Source organism: Nocardia sp. SYP-A9097 (assembly GCF_009649815.1).
GTDB lineage: Bacteria > Actinomycetota > Actinomycetes > Mycobacteriales > Mycobacteriaceae > Nocardia.
In genome coordinates, this window is sequence record NZ_WJIC01000058.1 from 1 (window position 1) to 18,473 (window position 18,473).

The window sequence follows — 18,473 nt, forward strand, 5'->3', positions numbered from 1 at the left end:
CCGCCGCTGCGTGCGCGACTACGAGACCAGACCCGACCACCACGAAACGATGATCCACATCGCCATGATCGCCGTTATGTCACGCCGCCTCGCACGCCGATAACCGAGTTCTCAGACGCGGTCTCAGACCGCGTCGAAGTACTCGATCTTCGGCGGAGCCGCCAGCAGCGGAGCCATCAGCTTGCCCGCCGCGCGGAAATGCTCCGACTTGCCGTGGGCTTCGACAGCGGCGTCATCGGAATACAGTTCGAAGAACCGGTAGTGATCGGCATCGGTTCGCGAGCGCACCAGCTGGTAGGTCAGATTTCCTGGCTCATGAGCCTTGATCTGTTCGACGAGATCGGCAACGACGGCTTCGAACTCCGCACCGGCACCGGTCTTGACGGTCACCTCGGCAATGACTGCGATCATGGTTCTCTCCTTTTCCGTGCGACGGTACCCGCCGCGGAGATCACCGCTACATCGGCGTGCGTTCGCCGATACGGTTCGCAGCAATCCGGACCCCGTACTGCAAGACGGGTACAAGGTGTGCGCCGCGCTCGGCCACGGCATCAGCATGGAAGAGGTAACCAACGCCTTCCAGCGCAATATCTCCCGAGATACCAAGGGAGCCGTCTATATCACTCCGGAGCAGGCTCAGCAGTACGTATCGGCTGCCAAAAACCACCTCTGCCCCTGATCAACTGAGCATGGCGACCCGAGCGTTCAGCCTGAGCTCGTGCCGGGGTGCTCGAGAGTACCGATGCCGCCGATACGGACCGTGACGAGATGGACTACGCCCCAGGCCAATTCCCAATGGATGCGACCGTGGGTATCTTCCGGTGAGCTCATGTCATCTGGTCCCGCGGCGTGCACGCATGCCTCGGCTGCCGCATCGGTGACGCCGCGGAAGTCGCGATCACGGCGACGTTCCCGGCCGAGAGGGGTGGGGCGGGTGATACTGCTGCTGTGAGCGGGTCGGAGAATCAGACGGGTGATGATCAGGTGCCGGCTTGGGCGCGGCGGACCGCGGGGGAATCGCGGTGGTGGGCTACGGCGGCGATGGTGGGACTGCTCGGGTTGCAGTACTTTCTGCCGGATTGGCTGACGCCGGGGCCGCGGTGGGTGGTGCCCGCGCTGGGGGTTGCGTTGCTGCTGGTGCTGGTGATCGCCAGTCCGTATCGGCTCGACCGCGAGGAGATACTGTTTCGGCGGTTGGCCATGTGTTTGATGGGGCTGCTCGGGTTCGCCATGACCTGGGCGGTCTGGCATCTGGTGAACGGGCTGATCGACGGGACGGTCAGCAATAATGCCGGCGGGCTACTCGGTTCGGGGGCGGGAGTGTGGATGTCGAATTTTCTGGTATTCGCGCTCTGGTATTGGGAGTTCGATCGGGGTGGGCCCGCGGCACGGGCGCACGCGCGCAAGCCGTATCCGGATTTCCTGTTCGTGCAGATGCAGAATCCGGATTTGGCGGCTCCCGAATGGGAGCCGCAGTTCCTGGACTATTTGTATCTGTCGTTCACCAACGCAACGGCATTCAGCCCAACCGATGTGATGCCGATGTCCCGCTGGGCGAAAATCACCATGATGATGCAGTCCGGGATCTCGTTGATCACGGTCAGCCTGGTTATCGCCCGCGCGGTCAACGTTCTCAAATGACTAGCGGTTGAACCACATATCCACGACGACCATGACCACCGCGATCACGATGAGGATTACCGCGAGGAACATGGATTGGCCGATGGTCATGCAGATTCCGGCGGCCAGGAACAGGCTCAGGACGGGTGCCCAGACGAAGTAGTCGGGTGCGCCCAGGGCTCGCTTCTTGACGGCCGTTCCGCGAGAGTTACCGGCACCGACACCTCGGTCACGCTGTGCGCGACCACCATTAGCCCTGTCCACCTGCGACACAATACATTTCGCCGGGCGTTCGCGGGCGGTGAGGGGGTCAGCGGCCGCGCAACAGGACGCCGCGGATGAAAGCGGCTTGGCCGGAATGCTGGATATCGTCGTCTACGACGCTGATCAGGCGAACGCCGAGGGTGACCGGCGGATCCCAGCGGGTGTCGACAATGCGCGGGAGATCGGCGTCGACGAGCCCGGAAACGTAGTCGATGGTCTGCTCGTGCACGGCGTCGTAGTAGCCGAGCAGCAGATCCGCTCGGATACCGGTCAGTTGAGCTACATCGGCGGCGTCATGGCCGTAACCCGTTGCGGCGTCATCGAAGACGAGGTCGAAGCGTTTGGCCCAGCCCTGGGCGGTCCAGACCTGCGCCAGGCCCGCGACATCGGCGATATGGTCGTCCTGGACGCGGGTCAGATGCCAGATCAGCCAGGCGATCGAATTCGCGCCCGGCGCCAATCGCGCGGACAGCTCCTCGGTGGTCAAACCCGCGACCGCGCCGTGCACATTCTCCTTGACCCGGCCGAAGGCATCGACCAGCAAATCAGCACTTGTCATGGTCGAATCCAAGCATGGAGTGGACGGGCATATTCCCCGGCTCGCCAGGCTCCGTGTGGATCCCGGCCAAAAGCATGCCGGGATGACGGGTGCTACGGGCTCAGCGCTGGGTGGGCCGCGGGGGCAGTTCGCAGCATCCGGGGACGCATGGCACGCCGTTGCGGGTGCAACCGAGACTGGGCATATCGCTCAATTTGGCTGGCCCGGCACCGGTAAGCCGTTCTTCCACGAGATCGACGACCATGCGGGCGAAGCGGGAGTCGCCGCCGGCGGTCGCGGCGCGAGCGAAGGCCATGCCGAGCTCGGCGGCGCGCTGTTTCGCCTCATTGTCGAGGTCCCAGATCACCTCGAGGTGGTCGGAGACGAAGCCGACCGGGCAGACCACGACCGAGTTGATACCTTGCGCGGCAAGCGAATCCAGGTGATCGACGATGTCGGGCTCCAGCCACGGCACCTGCGGCGGGCCGGAACGGGACTGCCACACCACGTCGTACTCGTCGAAACCGGTTGCGGCGGCGGCCAATCGGGCCGCCTCGGCGACCTGACGGCTGTACAGCGCCCGCTCCCCCGGCGGGCCGGAGGCAATGTCCGCCGAGACAGGGATCGAATGCGCGGTGAAGACCAGCCGAGCACTGGACCGGCGATCGGCGGGCAGCGAGGCCACGGCCGCGCGAATACCGTCGGCCACCGACTCGATCAGCAACGGATGATCGAAATACTGTCGCAGCTTCACCAATTCGGGCGCGTTCGCCACTTCGGCGCGCGCCCGGGCGATGTCCTCGTGATACTGCAGGCATCCGGAGTATCCACCCCACGCGGAGGTGGGAAACACCAGGGCGGAACGGATTCCGTCCACCCGCATGCCCTCGACGGTGTCCTCCACCATCGGATGCCAATTGCGATTGCCGAAGTACACCGGCAAATCGATTCCGCGCGTGGCGAATTCGGCCTCGACGGCCTTGATGATGTCGAGGTTCAGAGCATTGATCGGCGATACCCCGCCGAAGTGCAGATAGTGTTCCGCGACTTCGGCGAGACGCTCGGGCGGCACGCCCCGGCCCCGAGTGACGTTCTCCAGGAACGGCATAACGTCTTCGGGGCGCTCGGGGCCGCCGAAGGACAGCAGTAGCAGCGCATCCACTTGTTCAGCAGCGGCATCCGCGGCCACGACTACTCCTTCAGTTCAGCTCAGTTGTTGAAACCGTCTGCGGGGAACCAGGTGTTGTGGCTGGCGCCGCCATCGACGTAGATGATCGAACCGGTGGTGCCCGGCAGCCAGTCGGACAGCATGGTCACCACGGACTTGGCCACCACCGTCGGGTCGTCGACATCCCAGCCGATCGGGGAAGCGCCGTCCCAGTAGGTGTTCAGCATGTTCAGCTGCTTGGCGTCATCGGTGGCGGTGCCCGCGATGGCCTTGGCGGCCAGGGTCTTGATCGGACCCGCGGCGATCAGGTTGGAGCGAATGCGCTTGGCCTCGCCCACCTCTCGCGCCACATACCGGTTCACGGACTCCAGCGCGGCCTTGGCCACACCCATCCAGTTGTAGTACGGCATCGCGGTGCGCGGATCGAAGTCCATGCCCACGATGGAGCCGCCCTCGTTCATGACCGGGAGCACGGCGCGCGCCAGCGAGGCGTACGACCACGCGGAGATCTCGAACGCCTTGGCGGCATCCGGACCCGGGCCGTCCAGGAACGGCATGGCCTCGGGACCCATCAGGGTGCGCGGCGCGAACGCGATCGAGTGCAGCACACCGTCGATGCCCTCGGGAGCCAGCTCGCGGACCTTATCGGCCAGCTCGCCCAGGTTCTCCTCATTGGTGACATCGAGGCCGATGGCCGGGGGAACCTCCTGCGGCAGCCGCTTGGCGATCCGGTCGATCAGCCGCAGCCGCTCCGGAATACCGGTGATGATCACCTTCGCGCCCTGCTCCTGCGCGACCGCGGCCGCGTGGAACGCGATCGACGAATCGGTGATGATGCCGGTGATGAGTACGGTCTTGCCAGCAAGCAATCCACTCATGGGTTGTTCGGTTCTCCTCGTTGAAAGTTCTTGGGTTCGGAACGCGTGGATCTGAGCACTGTGTCTTTACAGTGACAAGCTCAGTGGCCCATGCCCATTCCGCCGTCGACGGGGATGATCGCGCCGGAGATGTAGGAGGCGTCGTCGGAGGCGAGGAAGCTGATCGCCGCGGCGACATCCTCGGCCTGGCCGATGCGGCCGGCGGGGATGAATTCGAGGGCGGACTTGCGCATCTCGGGGGTCATCTCATCGCGGGTCATATCGGTGTCGATCAGGCCGGGGGCGACCACGTTCGCGGTGATATTGCGCTTGCCGACCTCGCGGGTGATGGCCCGCGCCATGCCGACCAGACCGGACTTGGCGGCGGCGTAATTGACCTGGCCGGGCGCGCCGACCTGGCCGACGACCGAGCCCAGGAAGATGACGCGGCCCCAACGGCCCTTGAGCATATTGCGGTTGGCGCGCTGGGCAACTCGCCACGCACCGGTGAGGTTCGCGTCGATGATCTTGGTGAACGATTCCTCGGTCATGCGCATGAACAGCGTGTTGTCCACAATGCCGGCATTGGCCACGATGACCTCGACCGGACCCTGATGCGCCTCGACCTCGGTGAACGCCCGATCGACCGACTCCGCATCGGTCACATCGCATTTCACGCCGAAGAGACCTTCGGGCACACCCGAACCGCGATGGGTGACAGCCACCTTGTGTCCGTCGGCGAGCAGACGCTGCGCGACCGCGAGACCGATGCCGCGGTTGCCGCCGGTCACCAGTACCGACCGGGATGTGATGTTCGACATAGAAGGAAACCTATCTGTTCGTGTTCGGGACTCGGCGCGCGGTACCGATTTACGGCAGACGCTGACGATAGAGCAGCGCGGTCACCACACCTGCGGCGGTCACCAGCAGACCGAACAGCAGCCACGGCCGACTCGCATCGCCCATCGTCATCTCGTACCCGATTTGCTGTTCGAGTGTGTCGTATACCCGGGTCAGCTCTTCGAGGCTGGAGGCGGTGTAGAAGTCGCCGCCGGACAGCTTCGCGATCTCGCGCAGGGAATCGTCATCGACCGGAACCCGTACGCGCTGTGAGCCTTTCCCGTCCTGATCCGGAATCTCGACGGTGCCCCAGGTGGTGCCGAACGAGATCGTCGATACCGGAACGCCTTTCTCCTTCGCCAGACGCGCGGCGGTGAAGCCGTGGCGAGGATTGTCGACATCCTTGTCGTCCGGCACGGTCTGCTTACCGTCGGACATGAGCACAATCCGTGCGGGCGGCGGTGTTTCGGCACCACCGAGCACCGACGCCAAGGTGTCGATCGACTGCAAGGCGGTCAAGATGCCTTCACCGGTGGCGGTGCGCTCGGCCAGCTTCATGTTGTCGATGGCCGCCTTCACCGCCTGCCGATTCGTGGTCGGCGACATCTGCACCGACGCGGTACCGGCGAAGGTGACCAGACCCAGATTGATACCCGGGGTCAGCCCGTCCGCGAATTCCTTGGCGGCCTTCTTGGCCACCTGAATTCGACTCGGCGGCACATCGGTCGCCTCCATGGAGAGCGAAACGTCGATCACCAGAATGACAGTCGCGCGATTACGCGCCACCTTCTTCGCGGCGGTCGGACCGGCCGCGGCGACGGTGAGCAGAATCAGCCCGACCAGCATGAGCGCCACCGGCGCGTGCCGGAACCACCCCGGCTGACTCGGCGCGACCGTCTCCAGCATCTCCATATTGGAGAAGCGCAGAATATGCCTGCGCCGACGCCGCTGCACCAGCACATAGAACAGCGCGATAATCGCCACCACGGCCAGGAAACCCAGCCACCACTGATGGGTGAAATTCGAAATGCTCACTGTCGCGGCACCCGCCCGACATTCGAGGCGCCGAAGGTATGACGCCGAGTGGACACGAATCGGACCACATCGGTGATCCAATCCCGATCGGTACGCAGCTCCATCACCGGTGCTCCGCAACTACGCATCGCCAACTCCACCTGCTCATGATGCCGCCGCGCCGCTTTCGCGAAATCGGCGCGCAGTGCCGGGGTCACGCTGAATTCGCGGGTCCGCCCGGTTTCCGGATCGTGCAGGACGACATCGCCGAGATCGGGCAGCTCCAGATCGCGCGGATCGAGTACCTCGACCGCCAGCAGATCATGCCGGCCGGAGATGGCGCGCAGCGAACGCTGCCAGTCGATATCGCCGAGGAAATCGGAGATCACCACGGCCAGACCACGTTTGCGCTGTGGCCGGCGCAGCGCCTCGATCGCGCCCTGCAGATCCCCGCGCACCCCTTCACGGGCGTGCGGGGTGGTGGCGATCTTGCGCAGCATGGTCTGCGCGTGCACCCGGCCGCTGCGGGCCGGAATACGAATCAGCTGTTCACCATTGGCGATGACCGCGCCGATCCGATTGCCGCCGCCACTGGTCAGATGGGTGACCGCGGCCGCGGCCGCCACCGCCAGATCGCGCTTCTCGCACAGCGCGGTACCGAAATCGAGGCTGGCGGACAGGTCCACCACCAGCCAGGTCTCCAGCTCACGGTCGGCGATGGTCTGGCGGACATGCGCGTGCGTGGTGCGGGCGGTGACCGACCAATCCATTTGGCGCACATCATCGCCCGGCTGATACATGCGGGCGTCACCGGCATCGGAGCCCGGGCCCGGGATCAGGCCGAGGTGATCACCGTGCAGGACGCCGTCGAGGCGTCGGCGCACGGTGAGTTCGAGAGTCTTCAACGCCGCTGCCAGACGGGGGTCAGTCAGCTCGCCCTGCCGGAAGGAGGGCGGGGCGTGTGAGGAGCCGCTGGGAGTCGATATCGTCACGGGCGCAACCGGATCCGAGGCCGACCTCACTTGGGCTGGGGCTGGCCGGGAACCCCTTGCACCTGACCGTTGGAGGCCTGCGGCGGCTGCGGAATACCCTGCTGCGGGATACCGGGAACCGGCTGCGGCGTGCCGTGCGGACCCATGACCGGCGGCGCTGCGGGCATCGGCGCGGGTGCGCCACCCGGGGCGACGGCCTGCGGGGCGACCTGCGGCAGGCCGACGGTCTGCAGTACGCGCTTGATCACGTCATCGGGCGAAACCTCATCGGCGAGTGCGTCATACGACAGCACCAGGCGGTGGCGCAGCACATCCGGGATCACCTCGACGACATCCTGCGGCACCACGTAATCGCGGCCGCGGATCAGCGCCACCGCACGCGCGGCGGCGATGATGCCGAGGCTGGCGCGCGGCGAAGCACCGTAGGAGATCCACCCGGCGACATCGTGCATACCGAAATCGGCGGGCTTACGGGTGGCGGCGATAACCCGCACCACGTAATCCACCAGCGCGTGATGGACGAAGGTATTGGCGGCGACCTTCTGCAGGCGCACCAGCTCGTCCGGATCCAGCACGGCCTTGGCCTCCGGCGGGGTGACACCCATCCGGTAGATGATCTCGCGCTCCTCCTCGACGGAGGGGTAATCCACGACCACCTTGAAGAGGAACCGGTCACGCTGCGCCTCGGGCAGCGGGTACACGCCTTCGCTCTCGATGGGGTTCTGAGTCGCCATGACCAGGAACGGATTCGGCATCGGATAGGTCTTGCCACCGATGGAGACGTGCCGCTCGGCCATCACTTCGAGCAGTGCCGACTGCACCTTGGCGGGCGCGCGGTTGATCTCGTCCGCGAGTACGAAGTTCGCCACCACGGGGCCGAGTTCGGTATCGAACTCCTCACGGCCCTGGCGGTAGATGCGGGTACCGACGAGGTCGGTGGGCACCAGGTCGGGGGTGAACTGCACGCGGGAGAAGCTGCCGCCCACCACCTTTGCGAAGGTCTCCACGGCCAGGGTCTTGGCAATACCGGGAACGCCTTCGAGCAGCACATGGCCGCGCGCGAGCACTCCTACCAGCAGCCGTTCGACCAGCCGATCCTGCCCGACGATCACCCGTTTGACTTCGTAGATCGCCTTTTCCAGGGTCTGGACATCGCGCTCGAGGGTGTTCGGCGGCGGCGCGTCCTTCACCGTACTCACTCCGCTCACACCATCAGTCGAAGTCACCAAAATCCCCGCTTTCGCATTGGTCCTGTGCGTTCCGCCCCAACTATTCCAGGTATCCGGCGCGTTCGCCGCACCCGGTTGGGTCAAACACCGATGTCGGGCCGTGGACGGATAGAGGTTTTCGCTCGATCCCGGGCCATTCAGCCGGACGACCTGCGAGTTCTCGACTACATCGGACAATCCGAACGCGCGGTTCGAATGGCCGGCATTGCGTGTCGGGCCGAATCCTCGCGCACGACTCGCCGAGATAGCTGAGCACCGGCTTGGTGCGCTCGACAGGATCCGGGCACCCATCAATGCCCGGCACGGTTCGCCTCGATGAGTGCCCGGTTTCACCGGGAGCGGAAACCGATGGTGCGCAAGAACATTGCGGTGTAATCATGTAATACCTCAGGATTTCCGAGGGAAGTTCAAGTGAATCGAGTTCGGTGGCGGATCAATCAGAGCCTGTCAGCACTCAGGTCAGCCGAGAGGTGCCCACACCCAAGGTAGCCGCGTTCGAGGGGCTGCTCCACGAAATCATCACTGCCGCACGGGGGTTCGACGGACATCTCGGAGTCGATGTATTGCGGCCCGAGGCGGGCGGGGTTTATCGGATTATCTTCCGCTATCGCGGCGCGGCCGAGCATCAGATGTGGATGGCCTCGGATGAGCGCAAGCGGCTGGTCTCCCGGATCGACGAATTGCTCGGCGCCGAGCATCCGGAGACCGTGCGGGCGGTGAACGGCTGGGAGGGCTGGTTCGTCAATCCCGGTTATGCGCCGCCCGTTCCACCCAAGCGATGGAAGATGGCCGCGCTCACCCTCACCGTGCTCTATCCGGTGGTTCTGGGCCTCGGAATGGCGTTGAAACCACTCACACACGGCTGGCCGCTGCCGCTCGGCATGCTGCTGACCATGGGGTTGACCATCCCCTTCATGACGTGGGTACTCATGCCCGCGCTCACCACTCGGCTCGGTCCCTGGCTGCGCCGATGATCAACGGAGTCTTTCCATGTTGAGCACACAACCCGTCGATCCGCTGCTGCTGGTCACCGATCTCGAGGTCGCCAGGGAGTTCTACAGCGGCAAACTCGGTCTGGAAGTCCTGTTCGAGGATGGTGAACAGTTCATCACCTTCGGCTGCGGCGGTGACACCAGGATCGTGGTCACCAAGAGCAGTACCGGCACCAAAGATGAAGCGACACAGGTGAGCTGGCGCGTCGACGATATCGCCGCCGAAGTCGCCGAACTGCGGGCGCGCGGTGTCGAAATCCTGGAATTCCCCGACCTGAATACGGTCGAGGGCATTGCCGATGTCGGCTTCGCCCTCGCCGCCTGGTTCGAGGACCCGGGCAAGAACTCCCTCGGACTGCTTCAGCTCAAGGGTGATCTCGGAAGTTGAGATCGCGGGTTCGCGGCCGATCAACTCACGATATGGATCGCCTGCGAACCCGTGCTGGCAATCACCGTCGTGCCCTGCGAGAGATTGACGGTGACCATGCCACCGGAGTTGCTCGGCAGCGCGCGCCCGGGTGCGATGAGGTTTCCGGACCAGGTGTGCGACATCCCGTCGCAGCCGACCAGGACCCGGCCATCGAGTTTGATGGTGATCGGACCGCCGATACCGCCGGAGAACATCTGCTCCAGCGAGCCATCCGCGACATCGACACCGGCGGTTCCACCTCCGGTGGCCGATCGCACGAGGTCATCACATCATGCCCCCGCCCTTGCCGCCGATACCCCGATGTTGCCGAAATGCCGCCCGGACCGGCTCCGCCATCGGCTGCGAAAAACTTCTACGGTGATGTCGAGAACCGGTGACCGGCTCCGTCCCCGTATCGGAAGCGGCCAGAATGGGTCGCACAGCACCGAGGAGAAAACGATGGCGAAGTACCTGCTGCTCAAGCACTATCGCGGCGCTCCGACCGCGGTCAATGACGTGCCGATGGACAAGTGGACGCCGGCGGAGATTTCCGCGCATGTGCAGTACATGCGTGATTTCGCGGATCGGCTCGTGGAGACCGGAGAGTTCGTCGACGGTCAGGCGCTCGCGCCCGAGGGGATATTCGTCCGATACGACGGCGAGGGGCGACCGCCCGTGACCGACGGTCCGTTCGCCGAGACCAAGGACCTCATTGCCGGATGGATGGTGATCGATGTCGACAGCTATGAGCGCGCCCTCGAGCTCGCCGGGGAATTGTCCGCCGCGCCCGGGGCGAACGGGGAGCCGATTCACGAATGGCTCGAGTTGCGGCCGTTCCTGACCCCGTCACCCACTATTGCCGAGTGCCATCAGCAGTGAATGAGGTTCTGCTTCGCAGCCTTACACCGAGCGTGCTCGGGATTCTCGTCCGCCGCGGAGCCGATTTCGCGGCGGCCGAGGACGCATTGCAGGAGGCGCTGGTCGAGGCGGTGCGCATCTGGCCGCAGGATGCACCGCGGGATCCGAAAGGCTGGCTGGTCACCGTGGCCTGGCGCAAGTTCCTGGACGCGACCCGCGCGGAGGATGCGCGCCGACGGCGTGAGGATCTCCTCGACGAGGAACCCGAGCCCGGACCCACCACCGGCGTGGACGACACGCTGCACCTGTATCTACTCTGCGCGCACCCGTCGTTGACGCCCTCCTCGGCGGTCGCGCTCACGCTGCGCGCGGTCGGCGGGCTGACCACCCGCCAGATCGCCCAGGCGTATCTGGTGCCCGAGGCGACCATGGCGCAGCGCATCAGCCGGGCCAAACGCACCGTCTCCGGAGTTCGGTTCGACCAGCCCGGCGATGTGGCCACTGTCCTGCGCGTGCTCTATCTGGTGTTCAACGAGGGCTACTCGGGCGATGTCGACCTGGCGGCCGAAGCCATCCGGCTCACCCGGCAGCTCGCGGCCGCGATCGACCATCCCGAAGTCGCGGGACTGCTCGCGCTCATGCTGCTGCACCATGCCCGGCGGGCCGCTCGCACCGCATCCGATGGGAGTCTGGTGCCGCTCGCCGAACAGGATCGCGAACTGTGGGATACGACGATGATCGCCGAGGGGGTCGCGATCCTGCAGAACGCGCTTGCCCGCGACCGCCTGGGCGAATTCCAGGCGCAGGCCGCCATCGCCGCGCTGCACGCAGACGCACGCACTGCCACGGAGACGGATTGGGTGCAGATCGTCGAGTGGTACGACGAGCTGGTCCGACTGACCGACAACCCGATTGTGCGGCTCAATCGGGCGGTGGCGGTCGGCGAGGCCGATGGACCGCGTGCCGGACTGAATGCGCTTGCGACACTGGAGGATTCGCTCCCCCGCTACACCGCTGTGGCGGCATACCTGCATGAGCGCGATGGTGATCTGGCCACGGCCGCGCGCCTCTACGTCGAGGCCGCCGGGCAAGCACACAACCTCGCGGAACGCGATCATTTGACGCGTCAGGCGGCCCGGCTCAACAGCCGCGTGCAGCCCTGACGCATTGAGTGCGTCGATCCTCTTGGGGCAGCGGCTCTTACGAGCGATCAGCTGCCAATCTCTTTCCCCTCTCAACATATAGCGCATGCCGGGGGTTGCGGCAAGACCCCGTTGATGCTGCAGAATCGCTGGCCTACACCCGAAGCCGCAGAAATGAGAGTTACGCGTGACTGAAACCGACGTGATCATCGTGGGTGCCGGACCGACCGGTCTGATGCTGGCCGCTGAACTGCGCCTGGCCGGAGTGCGCCCCCTGGTCCTGGAGCGGTATTCACAGCGCCGGGAAACCCCCAAGGCCAGCGGCCTGGGCGGGCAAATACTGGACATGCTGCGCTACCGCGGCATGCTGGATCGATTCCGGGACGCCAGCAGCGACCCCGATGTGCCACCCAGACTGCCTTGGGGCGGTGTGCATTTGGACTTCACCCTGCTGGCGGAGTCGCCGATGCACGCCCTGCCCATTCCGCAGGCGACCGTCGAGGATCTCCTCGAGGAGCGCGCCGTCGAACTCGGTGCGCAGATCCGCCGCGGGCACAAGGTGATCGCCCTGCGCCAGGACGCGGACACCGTCACCGCCGAGGTCCATGGACCCGAGGGGAGGTACCAGGTCACCGCCCGATACCTGGTCGGCTGCGACGGCAGCCGCAGTCCGGTTCGCGATATGGCCGCAATCGCGTTCCCCGGCACCAGTTATCCGGAGGTCAACCGATTCGCCACGGTCCTGCTCGACGAATCCGTGCGGATCTTCGACAACGGCGATATCGACATCCCCGGAATCGGCCGCACCGCTTGGGGATTCACCCGCAACGAGCGCGGCCTCTTCGCCTTCGGACCGGCCTCCCCCGGCGAGCCGATCAGCCTCTTCACCACCGAGGACGAGCTCACCGAATACGACAATGACGAGCCGATGACCCTGGACGAGGCGCGGGCCAGCATCAACCGCGTACTCGGCGTGGACCTGCCGATCGGATCGCCGACCCGCTTGTCCCGCTTCACTTTTCAGGCGCGACTGGCCGACCGCTATCGCGACGGGCGGATCCTGCTGGCGGGCGACGCGGCCCACCAGTTCCCCGCGACCGGCGTCGCACTCAACGCGGGCATGCTCGACACCGTCAACCTCGCCTGGAAACTCGCCGCCGACATCAAAGGCTGGGCACCGGACGGGCTGGTGGAGAGCTATCACACCGAACGCCGCCTCGCCGGCGAACGCACTCTTCTACACACCCAAGCCCAGGTGGCCATCCGCCGCGGCCAGGACGCGGCCGCCGACGCCCTACGCACGGTCTTCCAGGAACTGCTCACCGACGAACAGCCACTGAACCGCATGGCAGCCTTCATCTCCGGCAGCGATATCCGCTACCCGATGACCGGCGAACACGCCCTCAACGGCACCTTCACACCCGATCTCACCCTGCACACCGACCAGGGCATCACCAGCGTCGCCGCCCTCATGCACACCGCCCGGCCCCTCCTGCTCGACCTCGCCGATCGACCGGAGCTGCGCGAAGTAGCCCGAGAATGGGCGCACCGCATCGAAATCCACACCGGCAAAACCGATAACCGCCCGGCCGACACCATCCTCATCCGCCCGGACGCCCGCATAGCATGGGCCGCTGGTATCGACGAACCCACCGCCACAGCCGTGAGCACGCTGCGTGAAGCACTCACCACTTGGTTCGGCGCACCACTGGAATCGACTGCACCGGTCACAGATCCAATCATGTGATCGGCCCGCACTGCGCTACCGATGTGTTCAGCGGTCGCAGTCGGGGAGAATCCGATCCACCGAATCGGTGAAACCCGGTGCGGCCGTACTCGAGGCTCATCGTGGCCCGCCCCTTGCGATTCTTCCCCGCCGCTTCATGATCCGGAGGCCAACAGCCGCGGCCGGCGCGCCACCAGCAGAAGACAAAGGTCGATCGTTCCGGTAAAGATTTTGGTGGGGCAGGCGGTTTTCGTTCGGTCCCAAGGGATTTTCCGCCGATAGAAGGAAGTCGCCATGTCTGCCATCAGCGCCACCGACCTGGGCCACCGGATGCATCAGGCATTCAACGAGCGGGACATCGATGCTATCGACACGATCTTCGCGCCCGACTTCTACAGCCATCCGCTCGACGCTGGGCGAGATGCTCTGAAGGCCGCGTGGAAGGCCATCGGCAACATGTATCCCGAAGCTCGGACTGTGGTCGATCACGTGTTCGCCAACGGTGACACGGTCGCCCTGCGTGCGACCGTGCACGGACTCGCGCCCGGTCAGCCGTCAACTCTCCTCGAAATGTTCCGGGTGGCCGATGGGCGGATCGCGGAAATCTGGGGCGCGCAGACGGGTTCGGCGGACACCTAGAGTCGAATCATGATCGAGATTCCGGAGGGGCTCGTCGCCACGACCGAGCGACTCGCCGAAGCGCTCACCTGAATTCGGGCATATTCGCCCCTGACTGGCGCGGTGATTCGCCCTCGTGGACACTGTGACAGCCGGTACCGGATGCACGAAACTTTCCGGCCCGCGCGACTGTCCCACGGAAGTGCGTCGAAACTTGCCGATCACCTTGCACTCCAGTGGTTTTCCAGCGGTAGCGTAGAAACTGTGCCGGTCGACGGAGTCCGGCGGTACGGGATGTGGGTGCGAAGTGTGGGATTTCGAGGTTTCTCCCCGGCAGTCGATCGGCGGATCGGTGCTGGCCGAACTACAGGCGAAAGCCGATGCCGATGCGGTGGCATTGCGGATCGGCGTCGTACTGGAGAACAACGGCGCGGTGCTGCTGCTCGAACGTGTCGAATACGTGGCCGGTCGCCGGCCGTTCAACCTACCCGGCACCACGGTGCGCCCCGGCGAGGCACTCGCCGCCGCGGTGGCCCGGGCGGTGCTGGAGGAAACCGGGCTGACGGTGGTCGACATTCGCGCCCATCTGGGCAGCTTCGACTACCTGTCGAATGCCGGAAAACCGGTCCGGCGTGAACATTTCGCGGTCGAAGTGGCCGGTGTCGGACCGATCCGCCTGACCAATTACGGCGGCTACCAGTGGATCCCGCTCGACGGCGAACTGCCGGTGACGCCCTCGATCCGGCAAATCCTGACCACATATCGGGAAATGCGCTGATCGCGGTCCGCTACCGGTATCGGTGAGTGGTGCGCGCACCTTACGGCGGCTCCCCCGGGCCGCCGCTCGGTGCCGGCCGGCAAGGTCGCGGGCTGTTTCGGCAGAGCCGACGAGATCAGTCGGCTACCGGCCAGTTGAGTTCGGTGCGAAGGTCATTGGGGTCCATATCCGGGGACGGCTGGGTGATGTAGACCTCCCAGCGGTGGTCGGCCGGGGTGAGACCCTGGCTTTCGATCCAAGCGTGCAGATCGTTCCAGGAGGAACCGAGACCGTCGAAACCGCCCACGTGCGTGAGTCGGGCCACCCGGCCGCCGGGCAGCGAGCCGGCGAATACCGCACCGGTCGGATCGACGGGCCGGCCGGTGGCGAAACCGACTTCCACATCGAGGGGGTCGCCGCTCGCACCGCGGTAGAGACCGAACGCCGGACTCTTGATATCGAGTTGCTGGGCGGCGATGGCACCCGCCAGCGCGCCGAAAGAGGCGTCGAAGAAGTCACGCAGACCGCTCAGAGGGATGACTGCGTGGACGGCGGCGGTCACTTCCGGATCGATGGTGACGAGTTCGGGTACAGCGATCATCGATGTCCTCCAGAGTCGAATCGTGTGATTACGACTCTCGACGGACCGGCGGCGGGAAACTCATCGGTGGTCAGCCGATCCCGAGTTCGGTGAGCAATTCGCGCACGTGGGCTTCGATCTGATCGCGGATGGGTCTGACTGCGGCGATGCCTTGACCGGCGGGGTCGTCGAGTTTCCAATCACGATAGGAGACGCCGGGGAAGAACGGGCAGGCGTCCCCACAACCCATGGTGATCACAATGGTCGAGGTCTCGACGGTATCGGGTGTGAGGATCTTCGGGCTCTGATCGGTGATGTCGATTCCGACCTCACGCATTGCCTCGACGGCGACGGGGTTGACGGTCGTCGCGGGCGCGGTTCCAGCCGATCGGACTTCGACCCGATCGCCCGCGAGCCGAGTCAGGAAGCCCTGGGCCATCTGTGAGCGTCCGGCATTGTGGACGCAGACGAACAACACACTCGGGGTAACGGATGCCATTACAGCGGTGAGCCTTTCAGGAGGCCGCGCGCGGATGCGGAACGATGACGTCCTCCGCAGCGGCGGGCAACTCGGGATAGAAGAGAGCGATCGCACCCAGGCCGAGCAGAGCGCCAATCAACTGAGCGGCAATGAATCCCGGCGCGGAGCTGGGCGCGATGCCGGCGAAAGTGTCGGTGAATATCCGGCCGATCGTCACCGCCGGATTCGCGAAGGACGTAGAGCTGGTGAACCAGTACGCAGCACCGATCCAGGCCGCGACCGCCACCGGCGCGAGCGCGCTGCGGCCGGTACGAGCGAGCGCGAAGATGAGCGCGATAAGCCCTGCGGTGGCGACGATTTCGCCGATCACATGCCCGCTGTCAACGCGGTGATGGGTCGATATCTGTCCGGCGGCCTGGTTGAACATGAGGTTGGCCAGGACGGCTCCGGAGATCGCTCCGACAGTTTGGGCAGCCGTATAGGCGGCGGCTTCACTACCGCTCAACCCGGTCCTGGTACGGCGTCCTGCCAGCCAATCAGCCAGGGACACAGCTGGATTGAAGTGCGCACCCGAGACCGGTCCGAAGACCAGGATCAGCACCGCGAGACCGAAGACCGTGGCCGTGGAGCTCTCCAGCAGCTGCAGGCCGACGTCATCAGGCGAAAGCTGTTGCGCGGCAATACCGGAACCGACAACCACCGCAACCAACGCCGCAGTTCCGACGTATTCGGCGGCAAGCCGACGCACCAGCGGCGGCGAGACGGTGGCGCTCACGCGGTCGTCACGGTCAGGCCGGTGGGCACCAGCACATCGGAGAGTCGTTGCAGCGCAGCGGGAATCACCCGGTAATACACCCAGGTGCCGCGCCGCTCGGAGGTCAGCAGACCCGCCTCGCGCAAGACCTTCAAATGATGCGAAATGGTGGGCTGGGACAGATCGAACGCGGGAGTCAGCTCACACACGCAGACCTCCTGCCCGCCCGCGGCGGCGATCAACGACAGCAGCCGCAACCGAACCGGATCACCGAGCGCCTTGAACGCACCCGCCAGCGTGAGAGCGGTCTCGGCATCGAGAGGCGTGGACAGCGTGATGCTGCAGCAATCCGCCAGGGCAATCACCGGAAGTTCCTGTTTCGACACTTCTCTATATTGACAGATGTCGATCCAACCCGTCAAACTTGATTCGATAGTCGTCAATACAACCCGTTCAACGAGGTAAGGTCCTCCGGTTTCGGGTGAGTCGAAAGGGAGATCCCCATGTCAGAGCTCAACAACGAACTGCGCGAAACCGTGCGCTCACGCTATGCGGCAGCCGCTACGGCGGTAGCCGCGGGCGGAACCGCCGAAGACTGCTGCGGCGGCAGCGACTGCTGCGCCACCGGCGCCATCGACCTCGACGAGAACTTCGGCGCAAGCCTGTACGCCGCCGCCGACCGCGACCAACTCCCGATCCAAGCCGTCGCCGCTTCCCTCGGCTGCGGCAACCCCACCGCCGTCGCGGACCTGCGCGAAGGCGAACGTGTCCTGGACCTCGGCTCCGGCGGCGGCATCGACGTCCTCCTGTCCGCGCACCGCGTAGGGCCGACCGGCAAGGCGTTCGGAGTCGATATGACCGATGAGATGCTCGAGCTGGCCAACGCGAATGCCGCCAAGGCCGCCGTCACCAATGTCGAATTCCTCAAGGGCACAATCGAAGCAATCCCCTTGCCTGACAGCAGCATCGACGTCGTGATCTCCAACTGCGTGATCAACCTGTCCACCGATAAGCCCGCGGTCTTCACCGAAATGGCACGAGTTCTCGTGGCAGGCGGGCGAATCGGCATCACCGACGTAGTCTCCGATGACGCACTCACCCCCGCCCAACGCGCCGAACGCGGCGACTACGTCGGCTGCATAGCGGGCGCACTCTCCTTCACCGAGTACCGAAATCAGCTGGCAGCAGCCGGATTCGACAATATCGAAATCACCTCGACGCATGCCGTCGCGGACGGAATGCACTCGGCGATCATCAAGGCCCACAAACCCGCCACCGAGTCGAGCTGCTGCGCCGGCGACTGCTGCTCAACTCAGTAGGTTCAGGCAGTCGGCGCTAGCTCTTCCTGCCCGGGGCCTTCATGCCGGACTTGAAGCCGAGGCCGACGGGCTTCACATCCGAATGCAGCACTGCGCCATTGCCTTCGGGTGCGAAGCCGTTGGACGCGTGCGCGGCAGGCTCGGGCTCCGAAACCGGTTCGGGCTCTTCGACCTTCGGCTGCTGAACAACCTTCAGGTTCTCGGTCAGCACACTCGACTCGACACGAGCAATCGACTGCAACATCAACTGTGCGACATCGACGACCTCGACACCCTGGCCGACCTCGCCACCGTCCTTACGCGCGGTCACACCAT

The 18,473-nt window shown here is 65.1% G+C and carries 25 protein-coding genes; 10 read left to right on the plus strand and 15 right to left on the minus strand.

Annotation, left to right across the window (positions count from 1 at the left end):
• Positions 1–123 precede the first annotated feature (123 nt).
• Positions 124–411, minus strand: a complete 288-nt coding sequence (locus tag GFY24_RS40235; protein ID WP_153810369.1) for a putative quinol monooxygenase — start codon at positions 409–411, stop codon at positions 124–126.
• Between GFY24_RS40235 and GFY24_RS40240 the strand changes: the two genes are divergently transcribed.
• Positions 410–679, plus strand: a complete 270-nt coding sequence (locus tag GFY24_RS40240) for a DUF732 domain-containing protein (RefSeq protein ID WP_194853216.1) — start codon at positions 410–412, stop codon at positions 677–679. The two genes, GFY24_RS40235 and GFY24_RS40240, sit on opposite strands and share 2 nt — an antisense overlap.
• Before the next feature lie 269 nt (positions 680–948).
• Positions 949–1,641 (plus strand): hypothetical protein, encoded by a 693-nt coding sequence (locus GFY24_RS40245; RefSeq protein ID WP_194853217.1) that lies wholly within the window; start codon positions 949–951, stop codon positions 1,639–1,641.
• Here the strand turns inward: GFY24_RS40245 and GFY24_RS40250 are convergent, their stop codons facing one another.
• The 8 genes from GFY24_RS40250 to GFY24_RS40285 all read right to left on the minus strand — a co-directional run bounded on the left by GFY24_RS40250 (position 1,642) and on the right by GFY24_RS40285 (position 8,525).
• Entirely contained in the window at positions 1,642–1,884 is a 243-nt protein-coding gene (locus GFY24_RS40250) for a hypothetical protein (protein WP_153810371.1), read from the minus strand.
• 46 nt (positions 1,885–1,930) lie between these two features.
• Positions 1,931–2,443, minus strand: coding sequence for a DUF664 domain-containing protein (locus GFY24_RS40255; protein ID WP_153810372.1), 513 nt, complete (start codon positions 2,441–2,443; stop codon positions 1,931–1,933).
• Between the two features lie 100 nt (positions 2,444–2,543).
• Positions 2,544–3,611 (minus strand): ferrochelatase, encoded by a 1,068-nt coding sequence (locus GFY24_RS40260; RefSeq protein ID WP_309231910.1) that lies wholly within the window; start codon positions 3,609–3,611, stop codon positions 2,544–2,546.
• Positions 3,612–3,631: 20 nt separating this feature from the next.
• Positions 3,632–4,468 carry an NADH-dependent enoyl-ACP reductase InhA gene (inhA, locus tag GFY24_RS40265; protein WP_067568701.1) on the minus strand — a complete coding sequence of 279 codons (837 nt, stop codon included), beginning with the start codon at positions 4,466–4,468 and terminating at the stop codon, positions 3,632–3,634.
• An 80-nt stretch (positions 4,469–4,548) separates the two neighbouring features.
• Complete coding sequence (gene fabG1 / locus GFY24_RS40270) at positions 4,549–5,268, minus strand: 3-oxoacyl-ACP reductase FabG1 (RefSeq protein ID WP_153810373.1); 720 nt, start codon at positions 5,266–5,268, stop codon at positions 4,549–4,551.
• 49 nt (positions 5,269–5,317) lie between these two features.
• Positions 5,318–6,322 carry a VWA domain-containing protein gene (locus GFY24_RS40275; RefSeq protein ID WP_309231911.1) on the minus strand — a complete coding sequence of 335 codons (1,005 nt, stop codon included), beginning with the start codon at positions 6,320–6,322 and terminating at the stop codon, positions 5,318–5,320.
• On the minus strand, positions 6,319–7,293 hold the full coding sequence (locus GFY24_RS40280) for a DUF58 domain-containing protein (RefSeq protein ID WP_375336169.1): 975 nt from the start codon (positions 7,291–7,293) through the stop codon (positions 6,319–6,321). Before GFY24_RS40280 ends, GFY24_RS40275 begins: the two co-directional genes overlap by 4 nt.
• A 26-nt stretch (positions 7,294–7,319) precedes the next feature.
• The gene (locus tag GFY24_RS40285) at positions 7,320–8,525 is read right to left on the minus strand and encodes an AAA family ATPase (RefSeq protein WP_375336170.1); all 1,206 of its coding nucleotides are present in this window, start codon (positions 8,523–8,525) and stop codon (positions 7,320–7,322) included.
• A 467-nt stretch (positions 8,526–8,992) separates the two neighbouring features.
• Here GFY24_RS40285 and GFY24_RS40290 point away from each other — a divergent pair, with 467 nt between their 5' ends.
• Together GFY24_RS40290 and GFY24_RS40295 are read left to right on the plus strand one after the other, a co-directional pair.
• On the plus strand, positions 8,993–9,496 hold the full coding sequence (locus GFY24_RS40290; RefSeq protein WP_153810376.1) for an antibiotic biosynthesis monooxygenase: 504 nt from the start codon (positions 8,993–8,995) through the stop codon (positions 9,494–9,496).
• A 16-nt stretch (positions 9,497–9,512) separates the two neighbouring features.
• Positions 9,513–9,902: a VOC family protein gene (locus GFY24_RS40295; RefSeq protein ID WP_153810377.1), complete on the plus strand. Its 390-nt coding sequence runs from the start codon at positions 9,513–9,515 to the stop codon at positions 9,900–9,902.
• Positions 9,903–9,922: 20 nt separating this feature from the next.
• On the opposite strand, the gene GFY24_RS40300 is transcribed toward GFY24_RS40295, so the two are convergent.
• On the minus strand, positions 9,923–10,201 hold the full coding sequence (locus GFY24_RS40300) for a hypothetical protein (RefSeq protein ID WP_153810378.1): 279 nt from the start codon (positions 10,199–10,201) through the stop codon (positions 9,923–9,925).
• Between the two features lie 181 nt (positions 10,202–10,382).
• Here GFY24_RS40300 and GFY24_RS40305 point away from each other — a divergent pair, with 181 nt between their 5' ends.
• The 5 genes from GFY24_RS40305 (at position 10,383) to GFY24_RS40325 (ending at position 15,045) form a co-directional block, all read left to right on the plus strand.
• Positions 10,383–10,802: a YciI family protein gene (locus tag GFY24_RS40305; RefSeq protein ID WP_153810379.1), complete on the plus strand. Its 420-nt coding sequence runs from the start codon at positions 10,383–10,385 to the stop codon at positions 10,800–10,802.
• Positions 10,799–11,944: a DUF6596 domain-containing protein gene (locus tag GFY24_RS40310; protein ID WP_309231917.1), complete on the plus strand. Its 1,146-nt coding sequence runs from the start codon at positions 10,799–10,801 to the stop codon at positions 11,942–11,944. The genes GFY24_RS40305 and GFY24_RS40310 overlap by 4 nt, the downstream gene beginning before the upstream one ends.
• 166 nt (positions 11,945–12,110) lie before the next feature.
• Complete coding sequence (locus GFY24_RS40315) at positions 12,111–13,670, plus strand: FAD-dependent monooxygenase (RefSeq protein ID WP_309231912.1); 1,560 nt, start codon at positions 12,111–12,113, stop codon at positions 13,668–13,670.
• Between the two features lie 273 nt (positions 13,671–13,943).
• The gene (locus GFY24_RS40320) at positions 13,944–14,288 is read left to right on the plus strand and encodes a nuclear transport factor 2 family protein (RefSeq protein ID WP_153810381.1); all 345 of its coding nucleotides are present in this window, start codon (positions 13,944–13,946) and stop codon (positions 14,286–14,288) included.
• Between the two features lie 286 nt (positions 14,289–14,574).
• Positions 14,575–15,045 carry an NUDIX hydrolase gene (locus tag GFY24_RS40325; protein WP_194853219.1) on the plus strand — a complete coding sequence of 157 codons (471 nt, stop codon included), beginning with the start codon at positions 14,575–14,577 and terminating at the stop codon, positions 15,043–15,045.
• A 115-nt stretch (positions 15,046–15,160) separates the two neighbouring features.
• On the opposite strand, the gene GFY24_RS40330 is transcribed toward GFY24_RS40325, so the two are convergent.
• The 4 genes from GFY24_RS40330 to GFY24_RS40345 all read right to left on the minus strand — a co-directional run bounded on the left by GFY24_RS40330 (position 15,161) and on the right by GFY24_RS40345 (position 17,225).
• Positions 15,161–15,625: a GyrI-like domain-containing protein gene (locus GFY24_RS40330; RefSeq protein ID WP_153810383.1), complete on the minus strand. Its 465-nt coding sequence runs from the start codon at positions 15,623–15,625 to the stop codon at positions 15,161–15,163.
• A 70-nt stretch (positions 15,626–15,695) separates the two neighbouring features.
• On the minus strand, positions 15,696–16,103 hold the full coding sequence (locus GFY24_RS40335) for an arsenate reductase ArsC (protein ID WP_153810384.1): 408 nt from the start codon (positions 16,101–16,103) through the stop codon (positions 15,696–15,698).
• A 16-nt stretch (positions 16,104–16,119) separates the two neighbouring features.
• Positions 16,120–16,860 carry an MIP/aquaporin family protein gene (locus GFY24_RS40340; protein ID WP_309231913.1) on the minus strand — a complete coding sequence of 247 codons (741 nt, stop codon included), beginning with the start codon at positions 16,858–16,860 and terminating at the stop codon, positions 16,120–16,122.
• Positions 16,857–17,225, minus strand: a complete 369-nt coding sequence (locus GFY24_RS40345; protein WP_309231914.1) for a metalloregulator ArsR/SmtB family transcription factor — start codon at positions 17,223–17,225, stop codon at positions 16,857–16,859. The genes GFY24_RS40340 and GFY24_RS40345 overlap by 4 nt, the downstream gene beginning before the upstream one ends.
• Positions 17,226–17,342: 117 nt before the next feature.
• On the opposite strand from GFY24_RS40345, the gene arsM reads away from it, so the two are divergent.
• Positions 17,343–18,158 (plus strand): arsenite methyltransferase, encoded by an 816-nt coding sequence (arsM, locus tag GFY24_RS40350; protein ID WP_153810387.1) that lies wholly within the window; start codon positions 17,343–17,345, stop codon positions 18,156–18,158.
• 16 nt (positions 18,159–18,174) lie between these two features.
• Here arsM and GFY24_RS41495 read toward each other — a convergent pair.
• Positions 18,175–18,473 (minus strand): hypothetical protein (locus GFY24_RS41495; RefSeq protein WP_194853220.1); only part of this gene is annotated, 299 nt, incomplete at its 5' end.

Bases quoted from the DNA above. Each gene is read 5' to 3' on its own strand.
- GFY24_RS40240 (WP_194853216.1), top strand. From the start codon at position 410: ATGGTTCTCTCCTTTTCCGTGCGACGGTACCCGCCGCGGAGATCACCG.
- GFY24_RS40235 (WP_153810369.1), bottom strand. From the start codon at position 411: ATGATCGCAGTCATTGCCGAGGTGACCGTCAAGACCGGTGCCGGTGCG.
- GFY24_RS40255 (WP_153810372.1), bottom strand. From the start codon at position 2,443: ATGACAAGTGCTGATTTGCTGGTCGATGCCTTCGGCCGGGTCAAGGAG.
- inhA (WP_067568701.1), bottom strand. From the start codon at position 4,468: ATGAGTGGATTGCTTGCTGGCAAGACCGTACTCATCACCGGCATCATC.
- fabG1 (WP_153810373.1), bottom strand. From the start codon at position 5,268: ATGTCGAACATCACATCCCGGTCGGTACTGGTGACCGGCGGCAACCGC.
- GFY24_RS40295 (WP_153810377.1), top strand. From the start codon at position 9,513: ATGTTGAGCACACAACCCGTCGATCCGCTGCTGCTGGTCACCGATCTC.
- GFY24_RS40305 (WP_153810379.1), top strand. From the start codon at position 10,383: ATGGCGAAGTACCTGCTGCTCAAGCACTATCGCGGCGCTCCGACCGCG.
- GFY24_RS40320 (WP_153810381.1), top strand. From the start codon at position 13,944: ATGTCTGCCATCAGCGCCACCGACCTGGGCCACCGGATGCATCAGGCA.
- GFY24_RS40330 (WP_153810383.1), bottom strand. From the start codon at position 15,625: ATGATCGCTGTACCCGAACTCGTCACCATCGATCCGGAAGTGACCGCC.
- GFY24_RS40335 (WP_153810384.1), bottom strand. From the start codon at position 16,103: ATGGCATCCGTTACCCCGAGTGTGTTGTTCGTCTGCGTCCACAATGCC.
- arsM (WP_153810387.1), top strand. From the start codon at position 17,343: ATGTCAGAGCTCAACAACGAACTGCGCGAAACCGTGCGCTCACGCTAT.